This window comes from Promicromonospora sp. NPDC060271 (assembly GCF_042726755.1).
Classification (GTDB): Bacteria; Actinomycetota; Actinomycetes; order Actinomycetales; family Cellulomonadaceae; genus Promicromonospora.
The window spans coordinates 1-14,708 of the sequence record NZ_JBHXBG010000136.1; the positions used below are offsets into that span (position 1 = coordinate 1).

The window sequence follows — 14,708 nt, forward strand, 5'->3', positions numbered from 1 at the left end:
GGGCTCATGAGCGAACCATGCGGCGGGGTCGGGGTTGCACTTCGCCGTCGATTCCCGCTGCGTTCATCAACACGACAGGGACGTTGTCGGCGTTCCACGCCTCAAGGGCTACTCAGCGCGCTCCAGCGCCCGCACGAGCACCTCGCGCAGTCGAGCACAGCCTGGGTCTCGGCGGGGCGCTCGGCGTCGATCACCGTGATGATCTCGGATTGCGGCACGGCACGCAGATGGGTGCCGTCGTCGAGGACCGGCCGGAGCCAGTCGCCTTCGGGGCCCGCGAATCGCAGGATTGTCGCGGGCGCGGAGACCCGGTCGCGCCAGGCTGTGTGGTGGAGGTGGGCGGAATGGGGGAGCGGCTCACTTTCCATCTCGGTGAGTAGCTGCACGTCGTGCCGGGCCTTGGGGTAACTCTTGCCGTTCATGTACGTGATCCGGAGCGGCTTCCCGGCGACGTCTTCGATATCGGTGACCTCAAGGGTCTGATCGGCGATCGGCAGATTCTTGGGCTTCACCAGGAGGACGGCAACGGACGGGTCGTGCAGCGGGGTGGCGGCCACAACTCATGAAGGTAGGTCGAACGTCACGTATGTCGAGCATCTCGGTTGTGATCTGGTACCTCGACCACCAAGATCACCTGGACGTTCGTGCCCCCTGCGGGGTATCCAGCGCCAGGGATCTCGCAGCTCGGGGTCGGACACGAAGCACCGCCATGATCTCAGGGGCCGAGCAGTTCCGCGGGTACGACGGCGATCCCGTCGTCGCGTCGGTATGCGGCGGGTCCTGTCGTGATGAGAACGGCGTCGAGCAGGTCGTCGCCCAGCTTGTCCTGGAGCCATCTCAGGTGCTTGACGTCGTCCCCGCCGGGGATCGCCGTGAGCTTCACCTCGATCGCCACGATCTTGCCGTCGCCCCGTTCGACGATGAGGTCGACCTCACGTTCGCCGCGTTTTGTCCGCAGGTGGCTGACACGCGCCCCATGCGCTTCCGCGTATACCTGGACTGACAGCGTGACCAGGCTCTCGAAGAACGCGCCGATCAGCGAGCCGTTACGCGGGAGCGGAACGGTGCCGGGATTCGCGCGTTCCAGGAGCGCATCACTGCTGACGTTCAGGAGTCGTGCTGCCAGTGCGGGATCGCACATCTGGTGCTTCGGCGAGGCGCCGAGTGCCGTCATGAGGCTGCCGATGCCCGTCCACGCCGGGACCTCTTCGACAAGCCACATGCGTTCCAAGATCTCGCGGTAGGCGACCGTCGTGGTACGCGCCGGCTTGTCGGCGTCTCCGGGTGTCGCGGCCTCGAGTATCGAGTTGTACGAGGCGGTCGTCGACGTCGCCGCCGCGTATGCCCGCAGCCAGGCGCGTAGCGTTCCGGGACGGCGTACGACGTGACCGAGCTCGGGGAAGTCGCGATCCACCACAGCCGCCAGGTAGCCGTCGAGAGCGTCCTTGCGGAAACGCTCCGGGAGACGCCGGATCCCCGGAAAGCCTGAGGAGATGATCTCCCGGGCGTAGTCTTCGAGACCTACCGAGGAGTCGCCTGACACCGGCGGGCGCCCTCCTGCGAGCAGTGCACCCAGCGACACCGAGGGCTCGCCGATCGCTCGCTCCGCGAGCGACATCGGGCGCATGCGTAGCTGGACGATGCGGCCCGCGCCGGAGTGCATAGGCTTTTTCGTCGGGGCCGCCGAGCCGGTCAACAGGAAGTCTCCGGCATCCGCACCGCGGTCGACAGCTCGCCGAACCGCATCCCAGACAGGCGGATGTACCTGCCATTCGTCGACAAGGACCGGACGCTCCGCCTTCGTCAGTCGGCCTGGATCGTTCTGAATCAGGCTCAGTTCGAACTCGTCGCCCAGGTCCAGGACCGACCGCGCCCGCCGCGAGGCTGTCTCGGTCTTTCCTACTGCTTTGGGGCCGACGATCGCCACGGCAGGAAGGCCTTGGAGAAGGTCGTCGAGCTGACGGTCGAGGATCCTCGGGATGTAGTCCACAGCCCTACACTACAGTTTCTCGGCATCCTAAGCTACCAATGTTCGTGTATCTACGAGACCGATCTTCGTGTTCTTGCGCTACCGATGTGCGAGTTGGACCTTTCGCGCCACCCACAAGCAGAATCGCTGCACCAGCTGGCGGACCCGAAGTGTGGGCACGGATTGCCGGGACTGCGACTCACTCGCGCGCGGGTGTCTCGGAGCGGGGGCAAAGAGTTATCCACAGGCTTTCCGGTTGTGGCGCGCGGATCCGGGTGGATCTTCATACAGTCGGGGGCGGCGGCGATCCACTGGGGGCGCCGGCAGGGACTCAGCAGTACGAGTTCAGGGGGAGGGTCATGCCCGCTGCGGTGGAACGGACAGGGATGCACCTGCCGGCTCGGGGCGATGTCGGCAACAGCGTCGTGGTGGTCCAGGAGCGAGATGCGGCACGAGCAGACGGGATCACCTTGCTCGAACGCGAAGTACGGGAGCTCGTCCGTCGGCGCGGCGTCGACCCGATGGCCGAGCCCGAGCGGTTCGGCGAGCTGGTGCGCGAAGCGGCCGCGGACTATGCGGACCGTGCTGCGCGTGGTGTTCTTCTCGGGCTGCCCGACATGGAGCGAGCGGTGCGGGAGGTTACGGCCGCTGTTGGTGGGCTTGGGCCATTGCAGCCCTACCTCGACGACCCGGAGATCGAGGAGGTCTGGCTCAACGCGCCGACCCACGTGTATGTGGCGCGGCGCGGGGTGCCGGAGCTGACCAGCACCGTCCTGACCACCGAACAGGTCCGTGACCTGGTGGAGCGGATGCTCAAGACGTCGGGCAGGCGGCTCGACCTGTCGAGCCCTTTCGTCGACGCGCGGCTGCCCGGCGGGGAGCGGCTGCACGTGGTTCTTCCCGAGATGACCGGGGGCGGGATGGCCGTGAACATCCGCAAGCACGTGGTGCGGGCACGCGCCCTCACCGACCTGGTGCGGCTCGGTTCGCTGACCGGACAGGCCGCGGCCTTCCTCGACGCCGCGGTCCGGGCAGGCCTGAACGTGCTCGTCTCCGGCCAGACGCAAGCAGGCAAGACGACGATGCTGAACGCCCTCGCGGGGTCGATCCCGGGATCCGAGCGGGTCATCTCGGCGGAGGAGGTCTGGGAGCTGCGTCTCCCGGTCCGTGACCACGTGGCCCTGCAGACGCGTCCGGCGAGCCTCGAGGGCACGGGAGAGGTGCCGCTGCGCCGCCTGGTCAAGGAGGCGCTGCGGATGCGCCCCGACCGGATAGTGATCGGCGAGGTGCGCGAGGCAGAGGCTTTCGACCTGCTCATCGCCCTGAACAGCGGCATACCCGGGATGTGCACGCTCCACGCCAACACCGCGCGCGAGGCCGTCGCCAAGATGACGACGCTGCCCCTGCTCGCCGGCGAGAACGTGTCCGACCGGTTCGTGGTGCCCACCGTCGCCTCGGCCGTGGACCTCGTGGTGCACCTCGGCCTGAGCCGCGCAGCGGACGGCGTGGTCCGGCGCCAGGTGCGCGAGATCGTCGCCGTCACCGGGCGCGTCGAGGAGGGCCGGATCGAGACCGCGGGGCTCTTCGACAGGGATGCCGACGGCGAGCTGCGGCGCGGGGACGGCATGCCGCCCGGCGAGGACCGGTTCGAGCGCGCCGGGTTCGACGTGCGGGCGTTGCTCGCGGACCCACGGGTCGCTCCGGCCGGAACGCGCCCCGGGTCGAGCGGCGGCGCCGGCCCGTGGGCGGGCGCGGGTGCGCGGCAGGGCGCCGGCCCCTGGGCTGTGCGCTGATGGGTGTCGTGATCGGCCTGCTCCTGGGCATCGGCGCGTTCTGCGTCTGGTGGTCGTTCTGGACCCCGGTACCGCGACCCGCCGGCCGGGTCACGTGGCAGATGCGGACCCGCGACCTGCTGACGCAGGCCGGCGCGCCTTCGGTGACGCCGGCGATGCTCGTCGGAGCCTGCGCGACGCTCGGCCTCGTGACGCTGCTGGTCGGGCTCGCCCTGACCCACTCGCCCGCGATCGCGGCCTGCTTCGCCGTCCTGGCGGCCCCCGGTCCGGTGGTCCTCGTGCGGGCGCGGGCACGCCGCCGCCGTCGGGCGCTGCGGGAGGTCTGGCCGGAGGTGGTGGACCACCTCGCGTCCGGGGTGCGTGCGGGGTTGTCCCTGCCGGAGGCGGTGGCTCAGCTCGGGCAGCGCGGACCGGTCGAGCTGCGCGAGCAGTTCGACCGCTTCGCCCACGACTACCGGGCCGGCGGCCGGTTCGGGGACGCGCTCGACGCGCTCAAGGAGCGCCTCGCCGACCCGGTGGCCGATCGCATAGTGGAGGCCCTCCGCCTGACACGCGAGGTCGGCGGGCAGGACCTGGGCCGGCTGCTCCGCACGCTCAGCGGCTTCCTCCGGGAGGACGCCGCGACCCGCGGCGAGCTGGAGGCGCGGCAGAGCTGGACGGTGAACGGTGCCCGGGTGGCCGTCGCCGGGCCGTGGGTGGTGCTCGCGCTGCTGGCCACCCGGCCGGAGACGGCGCGTGCCTACGACTCGCCCACCGGCGTCGCGGTGCTGGTCATCGGCGGCCTCTGCGCCGTGATCGCGTACCGCATCATGCTCCGGATCGGCAGGCTGCCCGCCGAACGCCGGGTGCTGCGGTGACGGGCTGGGTGGCGGGGGCACTCGCCGGCCTCGGCGTCGCGCTGGGGCTCCTGATCGTGCTCGCCCGGCTACGGTCGCGCGCCGTAACCCTCGACGAACGGCTCGCGCCGTACCTCCGCCCGCGTGACGCGACCTCGACGCTCCTGAGAGAGGTCAGCCGCACCTCGGCGGTGGTCCGCCTGCTCGGCCTGCACGACGTCGGCACCCGCCTCGATCGGTTCGGTTCGCCCCGCGAGGAGGTACGGCGAAGGCTCGACCGGGCAGGGTCCGTCGAGTCGGTGGACCACTTCCGGGCGCGACAGGTCGTGTGGACGGTGGCCGGGCTGGCCGCAGGGCTCGGCCTCGCGCTGCTGCTCGCTGCGACCCGAGGGGCGGCGGTCGTGCCGCTGCTCGCACTCGTCGTCGTCGCGGGCGCCTGCGGCTACGTGGCCTGCGACCAGGCCCTCACCGTGCGGGTCCGACGGCGCGAGGAACGGCTGCTGGCCGAGCTGCCGACCATCGCGGAGCTGCTGGCCCTCGCGGTCGCCGCGGGGGAGAGCCCGCCCGCAGCCCTCGAACGCGTGGCCTCGACGGCACGCGGCGAGCTGGCTGGCGAGATCCGGCGCATGGTCGCGGAGGTCCGGGCCGGCGCGCCCATCACCACCGCCCTGACGGCGCTCGCGGACCGGTCGGGCCTGCCTCCCCTCTCGCGGTTCGCCGAGGGAGTCGTCGTGGCCCTCGAGCGCGGAACGCCTCTGGCCGACGTGTTGCGTGCGCAGGCGCGTGACGTCCGCGAGGCCGGCCGCCGATCCCTCCTGGAGGCGGGCGGCCGCAAGGAGATCCTGATGATGGTCCCGGTCGTGTTCCTCGTGCTTCCGGTCACGGTCGTCTTCGCCGTTTTCCCCAGCCTGGCCACCCTGCGGATCGGGCTCTGACATGACTCTCCGAATGACCCCCTCGAAAGGAAACGACATGCGCGACGGCCACGGTCCCGGCCCAGAGGCCGGTCCCGAACCAGACCGTGAGCGGGGCGACGTGCCCGGCTGGGTCTTGATCACTCTTATGACAGCCGGCCTTGTTGTTGCGCTCTGGGCCATGGCCGGCCCGCTGCTGGAGAACGCGTTCCGGCAGGCGATCAGCAGCGTCACGGGCCAGGGGTGAGCTCCGGCCGGCCGGAGCACGGCTCCGCCGCGGTCGAGTTCCTCCTGGTGTCCGTGCTGGTCCTCGCGCTGCTGCTCGGCGTGGTCCAGGTGGCGCTCGCGGTGCACGTGCGATCGCTCGCCATCGACGCGGCCGCGGAGGGTGCCCGTGTGGCGGCCCGTGCCGACCGGGGTCCCGCGGACGGCGTCGCGCGCACACGTGCGCTGCTGGCCGGAGCCCTGACCGGGGCCTATGCCCGCGACGTCACGGCCGGCCGCGCCACGATCGACGGCCTCGTCGTGACCGAGGTGACGGTGCGCACGCCGCTGCCCGTCGTCGGCCTGCTCGGTCCCGGCGGGACGCTCACCGTGCGGGGCCACGCGCTGGAGGAGGCGCGGTGACAGCGGGGGAGTCGGAGCGCGGTTCGGCGATGGTCGAGTTCCTCGGGGTCGCGCTGATCCTGCTGATCCCGCTCGTCTACCTGGTGGTGACCGTCGGACGGGTCCAGGCCGCCGCGTTCGCCGCCGAGGGGGCCGCCAAGGACGCCGTCCGCGCGATGGTCACCGCCGAGTCGTCGGCGGCGGGCGCCGCGCGTGCCGAGGCTGCCGTCGGGATCGCCCTGACGGACCAGGGCTTCGCGCGCGAGAACGGCGCGCTCGGCCTGGAGTGCTCCGCCTCCCCGTGCCTGACGCCGGGCAGTGCGGTCAGCGCCGTCGTGCGGGTCGAGGTGCCGCTGCCCCTCCTGCCCGACGTCGTGCGCGGGTGGGTACCTCTGTCGATCCCGGTGGAGGCGACCCGAACGGGCACGACCGACCGTTACGCCCCACCCCGCCCGTAGTCGGTCGTGAGCGTGACCGTTGCGGCCCCGACGGGTACAGGGCCGCAACGGTCACACCCACAACCAGACCTCTCTCGCTGTTGACCCGCCCCCCAGTGGCAGGTCACGGGTCAGCGGCTCAGGGGACCGTGCAGGTCGCCGTCGGGTTGTTGTTGTTGCCGTTCTTGTAGAGCGTGATGCCGAAGTTGTTCCCGGCCCCGTTCGGTGTCGCCGTCAGCGTGCCGCTCGTTCCGGAGACTGTCGCGTTCCACGAGTTCTGCAGGCTCTGGCCACCCTGCGTCTGGATGGAGACGCGCCACGTCGAGCTGCCGGACACCGCCAGCGAGACGTTGAACCGGTCGCTCCATTCGTTCGTCCTGCTCACCGTCACCGTGCAGCCGGTGCCCGGGTCGGGGTTGCCGGTGCCGCCACCGTTGAGAGCGTTGAGCGTCGAGGTGTACGCGGCCTTCTTGTTGCCGCTGCCGTCGAAGAGGAGCGGGGTGCCGCTGGCGCGCCACGAGTCCGTGTCCCGGACGCCCCAAACGCTGATACCGGTGCAGCGCGAGACGGCGAGGCAGGCCTGGACGACCCGCCGGTAGTTGTCCGCCTGCGCGGTACCGGAACCTTCGATGTCGAGCTCGGTGATCTGGACGTCGACGCCGAGCGCCGCGAAGCTCGAGATGGTGGTCTGGTAGTTGCTCGGCACGGGGCTCTGCGCGTTGAAGTGGGACTGCAGGCCCACGCAGTCGATGGGCACGCCGCGGGCCTTGAAGTCGCGCACCATGTTGTACACGGCCTGGGTCTTGGCGTGCGACCAGTCGTCGGTGTTGTAGTCGTTGTAGCAGAGCTTGGCGTTCGGGTCCGCGGCCCGGGCGGCGCGGAAGGCCGCCTCGATCCAGTCGTTTCCGGTGCGCTGCAGGTTGGAGTCGCGGCGGGCGCCCGAGGAGCCGTCCTGGAACGCCTCGTTCACCACGTCCCAGGAGTGGATCTGGCCGCGGTAGTGGGTGGCGACCTGGGTGACGTGGTTGAGCATGGCGTTCCGCAGGGCGGAGCCGCTCATGTTCTGCATCCAGCCAGGCTGCTGCGAGTGCCACGCCAGCGTGTGGCCACGAACCTGCTTGCCGTTGCTGCGGGCCCAGTTCACGATCCGGTCGCCGTTGGTGTAGTTGAACTGGTTCTGGTTCGGCTCGGTCGCGTCGATCTTCATCTCGTTCTCGGCGGTGATCATGTTGAACTCGCGGTTCGCGATGGTCGTGTACACCGAGTCGCTGAGCCTGCCCGCCGCGATGGCCGTACCGAAGTACCGGCCCGACTCCGCGGCCGCCGCCTGCAGCGTGCTGCCGGCGGCCTGTGCGGTGGTGGCTGCGACGCCGCCGGCGAGGACCACCGCGGTCAGGGTGGCGAGCGAGACTGCTCGCAAGCTGCGCCGCGAGCGTGGGGTGAGCGTTCGGGTCATCGTTGATCCCTTCGTGCTGGACGGGCCGGCGTTGGCCCGTCGGACGTGGAAAAGGATTTCTATCGACAGCGCCGCCTGTCAAGGGATTCTGCTAAACGTTTTCAAAGATCGGAGAATCTGAAACGTTTAGGTCGGCTCGGGCACCCGTCGCGGCGGGCTGTGGACAACCGCCACCGCCGTCCGGCAGGTGTCGGCCACCCGCTGGACAATGAGGAGATGAGCCCAGCGGACCACGCCGACGACGTCGGACACGCCTCCGGCGACGCGGCGGCGCCCATCGCCCCGGCCGGCTCCGGTGCCGGCCCGACCGACCGGGAGAGCGGCCGCATCATGCTGCTGACCTCCGCGTTCGTCGGGTTCGCCCTGATGCTCGTCGCCGTGGTCGCCTCGGCGAGTGCCGTCCACCTGGACCGCAAGACGCTCTACGACGTGGCGGACCTCGCCGCGGCCGACGCCGCGAGTGCGATGTCTCCCGACGCCTTCTACGCGGGCGCCGGCGCACCTGCCGACGGCGCCCCGCTCACCCTGTCCGACGCCGACGTGCGCACCGCCGTCGACCAGTACCTCGCGGAGCACCCGCCGGGCGTCCCGCTGGCGGTGACCGGTGCGTCGTCGCCGGACGGTCGCTCGGCCCGGGTGTCCCTCGCGATGGTGTCCCGGCCGCCGCTGCTGCGGTGGTTCACCGAGGCGTTCGGCGGCGGAATCACGGTGACGGCGTCGTCCACGGCACGCGCGTGGTGAGCCGGGTTAGGTTGTGGCCATGAGCGACCCCACGCGCCTGGAGCCCCAGCAGATCTTCGACCTCGCCAGGCAGGGGGCCGACCTCCTGCTCGACCTGGTCGACGCGGGCCTCCCCGTCGACCTGGCCGACGAGCTGGGCAACACGCTGCTGATGCTCGCGGCCTACCACGGGCACGCGGACCTGACCGCGGGCCTGGCCGAGCGGGGCGCGGACGTGAACCGGCTGAACGGCAGGAACCAGGCGCCGCTGGCGGGTGCCGTGTTCAAGAACGAGGCGGACGTGATCAAGGTGCTCGTCGAGCACGGTGCGGACCTCGACGCCGGGAACCCGAGCGCCCGGGCGACCGCTCAGATGTTCGGCCGCGAGCTGCCGGAGCCCGGGGCTCGCTGAGCGGCCCTCCCGGCCGGCGCCGGGTCTTCCGGCGTCGGGCACGACGATGCGCGGGTAACCTTGAACATCGTGGCAACCAACGACTTTCCCGCAGAGATCAAGGCGCTCCGCGCCACCCTCGATTCCATCGAGGCAGTGAGCGACCCCAGCGCCCTGCAGGCGAAGATCGCCGAGCTGTCCGAGCAGGCGTCCGCGCCCAACCTGTGGGACGACCCGGACGAGGGCCAGCGGGTCTCCTCCGCGCTCTCGGCCGCGCAGGCTGAGCTCGAGCGGGTGGAGAAGCTTCGTGCCCGGATCGACGACGTCGAGACGCTCGTCGAGCTCGGCCAGGAGATGGACGACGCCGACTCGCTCACCGAGGCCGAGGAGGAGGTCGAGAAGATCCGCAAGGACCTCGCGGCCCTCGAGGTGCGGACCCTGCTCAACGGCGAGTACGACGCCCGCGAGGCGGTGGTGACGATCCGCGCCGGCGCCGGCGGCGTGGACGCGGCGGACTTCGCCGAGATGCTGATGCGCATGTACCTGCGCTGGGCCGAGCGGCACGGGTACCCCACGAAGGTGGGCGACACCTCGTACGCGGAGGAGGCGGGCCTCAAGTCCGCGACCTTCGAGGTCAACGTGCCGTACGCCTTCGGGAACCTGTCCGTCGAGGCGGGCACGCACCGTCTGGTGCGCATCTCGCCGTTCGACAACCAGGGCCGCCGTCAGACGTCGTTCGCGGCGGTCGAGGTGATCCCGCTCATCGAGCAGACCGATCACATCGACATCCCGGAGTCGGAGCTCAAGATCGACGTCTATCGCTCCTCGGGTCCGGGTGGCCAGTCGGTCAACACGACCGACTCCGCTGTGCGCATGACGCACATCCCGACCGGCGTCGTCGTCGCGATGCAGAACGAGAAGTCGCAGATCCAGAACCGCGCCGCGGCGTACCGCGTGCTGCAGTCGCGCCTGCTCCTGCTGCGCAAGGCGGAGGAGGCGGCCAAGAAGAAGGAGATGGCCGGCGACATCAAGGCGAGCTGGGGCGACCAGATGCGCTCGTACGTGCTGCAGCCGTACCAGATGGTCAAGGACCTGCGCACCGAGCACGAGTCGGGCAACCCGCAGGCCGTGTTCGACGGCGCCATCGACGACTTCATCGAGGCAGGCATCCGCTGGCGTCGGGGTGGCGGCGAGGTCTGACGGTCGCGCAGGGCACGTCGTCCCGGACGAATTGCCGCTTGCCATCTGTTTTGACCGATATGGTGCGTGGACTTCGCGGACCGGGTGAGTTCTGTCGGCGTGTCTGCCCGACACGCCACCGGTTCGTCCACCTAGTCTCGGGCTCGTGATCAGGTTCGAGAACGTGTCGAAGGTCTACGCGCGCGGCGCACGGCCTGCCCTCGACCAGGTCTCCGTGGACGTCGAGCGTGGCGAGTTCGTCTTCCTCGTGGGGGCCTCGGGCTCGGGCAAGTCGACGTTCCTGTCGTTGGTGCTGCGCGAGCAGCGGCCTACGCGGGGCCGCGTGTACGTGGCAGGGCGGGACGTCGCGAACCTCTCCGGGTGGCGCGTGCCCACGCTGCGGCGTCAGCTCGGTGTGGTGTTCCAGGACTTCCGGCTGCTGCAGAACAAGACGGTCCACGAGAACGTCGCGTTCGCCCTCCAGGTGATCGGCAAGCCGCGCCACGTCATCCGGGACACCGTGCCCGAGGTCCTGGAGATGGTCGGCCTGGCGGGCAAGGGCAAGCGGATGCCGACCGAGCTGTCGGGCGGTGAGCAGCAGCGTGCCGCGATCGCGCGCGCGATCGTGAACCGGCCGCAGATCCTCCTGGCCGACGAGCCCACGGGAAACCTCGACCCCACCACGTCGCTGGGCATCATGCGCCTGCTGGACCGCATCAACCGCACCGGCACCACGGTGGTCATGGCCACGCACGACGACGAGATAGTCAACGAGATGCGGCGCCGCGTGGTCGAGCTGTCCGACGGCGTCGTCGTCCGCGACGAGGCGCGGGGTGGTTACGGCGAGCGCGAGGCGATCCTGCCCGACGTCGGCGCGTCGCCCGTCCTCGACGCCCCGGGCAGCGGCACCCGCGCGCCGGTCCAGACGGTGCGGGGGAGCTGACCGTGCGCTTCCAGTTCGTGCTGGGCGAGGTCTTCTCCGGCCTGCGCCGCAACACCACGATGGTCGTCGCGGTGGTGCTCGTGACCTTCGTGTCGCTGACGTTCGTCGGCGCGGCAGCCCTGCTCCAGGCCCAGATCGGCAAGCTGAAGGACGACTGGTACGACCTCGTCGAGGTCTCCGTGTTCCTCTGCCCGCAGGGCTCCGTCGTGCCGACGTGCGCGGGCGGCGAGGCCACCCGTGCCCAGGTCGACGCCGTGCGGCAGCTCATCGACACCGAGCTGTCCGACGAGGTCAGCGCCGTCTACTTCGAGTCGAAGCAGCAGGCGTTCGAGGCGTTCAGCGAGCGCTACCCCGACGGCTACCAGGGCACGCAGCTCACCGCCGACGACATGCAGGCCTCGCTCCGCCTCAAGCTGGCCGACGCCGAGCAGTTCGCCGTCGTCAGCGACGTGCTCTCCGGGCGTGACGGCGTGGAGATCGTGGAGGACCAGCGCGCCGTCTTCGAACCGCTGTTCCGGACGCTCAACGTCGCTACGCTGCTCGCCGCCGGGCTCGCCGGCGTCATGCTCCTGGCCGCCGTGCTGCTGATCACGACCACCATCCGGCTGAGCGCCGTCTCGCGGCGCAAGGAGACCGAGATCATGCGCCTGGTGGGCGCGTCCAACCTGTTCATCCAGCTCCCGTTCCTGCTGGAGGGGGCGCTGGCGGCAGTGCTTGGGTCGTTGCTGGCCGGAGGTGGCCTCTGGCTCGCCGTGCGGTTCATGGTCAGCGACTGGCTCGAACGGTCCGTCGACTGGGTGGCCTACGTCTCGGAGGTCGACGTGCTCCGCGTCGCGCCGCTGCTCGTGATCATGGCCGTCGCCCTGGCCGCGCTCTCGTCCTTCTTCACCCTGAACCGGTACACGAGGATCTGATGACGACTTCACGAAGCCTTCGGTCCTGGATCGTCGCACGCAGTGCTGATGCGCGCGGCCCCGTCGCCGCGGCCCTCGCGGCGGCCCTCCTGCTCGGCGGCGCCACCGTCGGGTACGCCGACGACCTCGACGACCGCCGCGCCGCCGCCGAACGGAAGCAGCAGGCCAAGGAGGAGGAGCGCGAGAACCTCGAGGCCGAGCTGGAGCACACGGACAAGCGGCTTGCCGACGCCGTGCTCGAGCTGAACCAGGTGGAGGGCCGGCTGCCCGTCGCCGAGGCAGAGCTCGCCGTGGCCGAGGCCGAGCTGGAACGCGCGGAGCGGGAGGCGGCGATCCTTGCCCAGCGTCTGGCCGACGCGCAGCTGGAGGAGGCGACGGTCACCCAGCTTCTCCAGGACGGCTCCGGCAAGGTCGACGGGGCGCGCGACGACATCGCGCAGATGGCGCGCGAGGAGTTCCGCGGTGCGGGCAACGCCTCGACGATCGGCCTCGTGACCGGCGCGCAGAGCACCGAGGAGTTCATCGACGGGTACTCCGTCTCGTCGTCGGCCGCGCGGATCCGGGCGCGCACGCTCGCCGAGCTGCAGAGCGCCGAGGCGACCGCCCGCAACCTCCAGGCGCGGCTGACCGCGATCCGTGAGGTGGTCACGGAGCTCAAGCGCCTGGCGGACGAGAACGTACGGTCGAAGGAGCAGGCCAAGCAGTCGGCGGTCGAGCGCAAGGCCGAGATCGTCGAGCTGATCGCCGAGCAGGAGCGGCTCAAGTCCCGTATCGAGCGGCGCAAGCACGTCGCGGTGCAGAACATGCAGGACACCGAGGAGGAGCTCAGCTCCATCGAGTCCGACCTCAAGGGGATCATCCGCGAGCAGCGGGAGCGGGACGAGCGGCTGGCCAGGGAACAGGCCGAGCGGGAGGCGGAGGGGGGCTCCGCCGGCGGCGGGTCCGGCGGCGGCGGTTCCTCGGGCGGCGGATCGTCCGGCGGCGGTGGCACGGGAACCGTGTCGTTCCTCAGCTACCCGACGGCGAGCCCCGTCGTCACCTCCTCGTACGGCATGCGGTTCCACCCGGTGCTGCAGTACTACCGCCTGCACGCCGGGACCGACCTCCGGGCGTACTGCGGTACCCCGATCATGGCGCCGGCGGACGGCACGGTGCTGTACGCGCGTTACCTGGACGGCCTGGGTAACCAGGTGCTGATCGACCACGGCTACTCGTCCGGCGGCAGCAGCGTGATGACGAGCTCCAACCACCTCAGCTCGTTCGCCGTGTCGTCGGGTCAGCGGGTCTCCCGCGGCCAGGTGATCGGGTACTCGGGCACCACCGGCACGTCGACAGCCTGCCACCTGCACTTCGAGGTGTACGTCAACGGTTCGACGGTCGACCCGATGAGCTGGCTGTAAAAGCCTGGTCCACCGAGGTCGGACGCGTAAACTGGGGCGTCGCGCTGCCCGCACGGGGCATGCCGCACCAGCAGATCCCGGAGGGAGACCATGGCCAAGAAGGACGATCCGCGCAAGATCGTGGCGAACAACAAGAAAGCCCGTCATGACTACGTGATCGAGGACGTCTTCGAGGCCGGGCTCGTGCTCTCGGGTACCGAGGTCAAGGCGCTGCGGATGGGACGGGCCTCCCTGACGGACGGCTACGCCACCGTCGACCGCGGCGAGGCGTGGCTCGAGAACGTGCACATCCCCGCGTACTTCCAGGGCACGTGGAACAACCACGCGCCGCGGCGTCGGCGCAAGCTGCTGCTGCACCGCGAGGAGATCCTCCGGCTGGAGTCGAAGTCGCGCGAGAAGGGGCACACCCTGGTCCCTCTGGCGCTGTACTTCCTGGACGGCCGGGCCAAGGTCGAGATCGCCCTGGCCCGCGGCAAGAAGGAGTACGACAAGCGGCAGACCCTGCGCGAGCAGCAGGACATGCGCGAGGCGCAGCGGGCGATGCGGCAGCGGGAGCTCCGCTGACCGTCCGCGGCCACGGCTGTGCGGGCTGTCACGGAAATAACGTTCCCGTCTGCGGAGTTGTCGCATAGGATGGGAACGTTCCGCACGGGCGCAGCTCGGGCGGGGCAGTTGAAAACAACATAGGGGCTGATCGGTTTCGACGGTGGTCGTGCTTCGAGGAGAAGCGGGCCGAGGATGCAGGCTTATCTCGTAAACGATGCCTGCAAACACATAGTTGCCGATAACTCGCGCAACGAGTTCGCCCTCGCCGCCTGAGCGAGCCCGAACTCCGTCGGCCTGGGAGACGCTTCCGTCCCAGTAGCCGGCGTCATCTAGGAAGCCACTGCTCGTAGCTCTCGTCATCGGGGCTGCGGGAACACTCAGATGACTGGGCCTGTCCGCGAACGTGTCTGTGCGAGTGCGGGGGCCGAGAAAATCCATAGCAGACTGCGCCCGGAGAAGTACTCGAAAAGCGTCACCGGACCCGGGTTCGATTCCCGGCAGCTCCACAAGGCGAGAAGTCGCAGGTCAACAACCTGCGCCACGTGTACGCGAGCACGCTCCTGCACGACGGCGAGAGCATCAAGGCCGTCTCCGAGTACCTGGG

General features: G+C 70.2%; 16 protein-coding genes and 1 other RNA gene. 14 read left to right on the forward strand and 3 right to left on the reverse strand.

The genetic code is table 11. The annotated features are described in order from the left end of the window. Positions 1 to 101: 101 nt before the first annotated feature. Together ACFWE2_RS18835 and ACFWE2_RS18840 are read right to left on the reverse strand one after the other, a co-directional pair. Entirely contained in the window at positions 102 to 557 is a 456-nt protein-coding gene (locus ACFWE2_RS18835) for a hypothetical protein (protein ID WP_377225749.1), read from the reverse strand. 158 nt (positions 558 to 715) lie between these two features. Then, complete coding sequence (locus ACFWE2_RS18840) at positions 716 to 1,990, reverse strand: ATP-binding protein (protein WP_377225750.1); 1,275 nt, start codon at positions 1,988 to 1,990, stop codon at positions 716 to 718. Between the two features lie 338 nt (positions 1,991 to 2,328). Between ACFWE2_RS18840 and ACFWE2_RS18845 the strand changes: the two genes are divergently transcribed. From ACFWE2_RS18845 to ACFWE2_RS18870, 6 genes are read left to right on the forward strand one after another with little or no spacing between them, the layout of a single operon-like run. Then, positions 2,329 to 3,762, forward strand: a complete 1,434-nt coding sequence (locus ACFWE2_RS18845; protein WP_377225751.1) for a CpaF family protein — start codon at positions 2,329 to 2,331, stop codon at positions 3,760 to 3,762. Continuing rightward, positions 3,762 to 4,619 carry a type II secretion system F family protein gene (locus tag ACFWE2_RS18850; protein ID WP_377225752.1) on the forward strand — a complete coding sequence of 286 codons (858 nt, stop codon included), beginning with the start codon at positions 3,762 to 3,764 and terminating at the stop codon, positions 4,617 to 4,619. The genes ACFWE2_RS18845 and ACFWE2_RS18850 overlap by 1 nt, the downstream gene beginning before the upstream one ends. Continuing rightward, positions 4,616 to 5,533, forward strand: a complete 918-nt coding sequence (locus ACFWE2_RS18855; protein WP_377225753.1) for a type II secretion system F family protein — start codon at positions 4,616 to 4,618, stop codon at positions 5,531 to 5,533. The genes ACFWE2_RS18850 and ACFWE2_RS18855 overlap by 4 nt, the downstream gene beginning before the upstream one ends. A 37-nt stretch (positions 5,534 to 5,570) precedes the next feature. Next, positions 5,571 to 5,759, forward strand: a complete 189-nt coding sequence (locus tag ACFWE2_RS18860; RefSeq protein ID WP_377225754.1) for a hypothetical protein — start codon at positions 5,571 to 5,573, stop codon at positions 5,757 to 5,759. Continuing rightward, entirely contained in the window at positions 5,756 to 6,139 is a 384-nt protein-coding gene (locus tag ACFWE2_RS18865; RefSeq protein ID WP_377225755.1) for a TadE/TadG family type IV pilus assembly protein, read from the forward strand. Before ACFWE2_RS18860 ends, ACFWE2_RS18865 begins: the two co-directional genes overlap by 4 nt. After that, positions 6,136 to 6,576: a pilus assembly protein gene (locus ACFWE2_RS18870; protein ID WP_377225756.1), complete on the forward strand. Its 441-nt coding sequence runs from the start codon at positions 6,136 to 6,138 to the stop codon at positions 6,574 to 6,576. The genes ACFWE2_RS18865 and ACFWE2_RS18870 overlap by 4 nt, the downstream gene beginning before the upstream one ends. 118 nt (positions 6,577 to 6,694) lie before the next feature. On the opposite strand, the gene ACFWE2_RS18875 is transcribed toward ACFWE2_RS18870, so the two are convergent. Continuing rightward, on the reverse strand, positions 6,695 to 8,011 hold the full coding sequence (locus ACFWE2_RS18875; RefSeq protein WP_377225757.1) for an endo-1,4-beta-xylanase: 1,317 nt from the start codon (positions 8,009 to 8,011) through the stop codon (positions 6,695 to 6,697). A 216-nt stretch (positions 8,012 to 8,227) separates the two neighbouring features. Here ACFWE2_RS18875 and ACFWE2_RS18880 point away from each other — a divergent pair, with 216 nt between their 5' ends. From ACFWE2_RS18880 to ssrA, 8 genes are all read left to right on the forward strand, one after another. Beyond that, positions 8,228 to 8,752, forward strand: a complete 525-nt coding sequence (locus ACFWE2_RS18880; RefSeq protein WP_377225758.1) for a hypothetical protein — start codon at positions 8,228 to 8,230, stop codon at positions 8,750 to 8,752. Positions 8,753 to 8,771: 19 nt separating this feature from the next. After that, a complete protein-coding gene (locus ACFWE2_RS18885) occupies positions 8,772 to 9,143 on the forward strand; it encodes an ankyrin repeat domain-containing protein (protein WP_377225759.1) in 372 nt (123 codons plus the stop codon). 69 nt (positions 9,144 to 9,212) lie between these two features. After that, positions 9,213 to 10,322 (forward strand): peptide chain release factor 2, encoded by a 1,110-nt coding sequence (prfB, locus tag ACFWE2_RS18890; RefSeq protein ID WP_377225760.1) that lies wholly within the window; start codon positions 9,213 to 9,215, stop codon positions 10,320 to 10,322. A gap of 145 nt (positions 10,323 to 10,467) precedes the next feature. Further along, positions 10,468 to 11,244: a cell division ATP-binding protein FtsE gene (gene ftsE, locus ACFWE2_RS18895; protein WP_116674058.1), complete on the forward strand. Its 777-nt coding sequence runs from the start codon at positions 10,468 to 10,470 to the stop codon at positions 11,242 to 11,244. A gap of 2 nt (positions 11,245 to 11,246) precedes the next feature. Beyond that, on the forward strand, positions 11,247 to 12,158 hold the full coding sequence (gene ftsX / locus ACFWE2_RS18900; protein WP_377225761.1) for a permease-like cell division protein FtsX: 912 nt from the start codon (positions 11,247 to 11,249) through the stop codon (positions 12,156 to 12,158). Then, a complete protein-coding gene (locus tag ACFWE2_RS18905; protein ID WP_377225762.1) occupies positions 12,158 to 13,558 on the forward strand; it encodes a peptidoglycan DD-metalloendopeptidase family protein in 1,401 nt (466 codons plus the stop codon). Before ftsX ends, ACFWE2_RS18905 begins: the two co-directional genes overlap by 1 nt. Before the next feature lie 90 nt (positions 13,559 to 13,648). After that, a complete protein-coding gene (gene smpB / locus ACFWE2_RS18910; protein WP_377225763.1) occupies positions 13,649 to 14,122 on the forward strand; it encodes an SsrA-binding protein SmpB in 474 nt (157 codons plus the stop codon). 122 nt (positions 14,123 to 14,244) lie between these two features. After that, positions 14,245 to 14,613: a transfer-messenger RNA gene (ssrA, locus tag ACFWE2_RS18915) on the forward strand. Positions 14,614 to 14,708 lie beyond the last annotated feature (95 nt).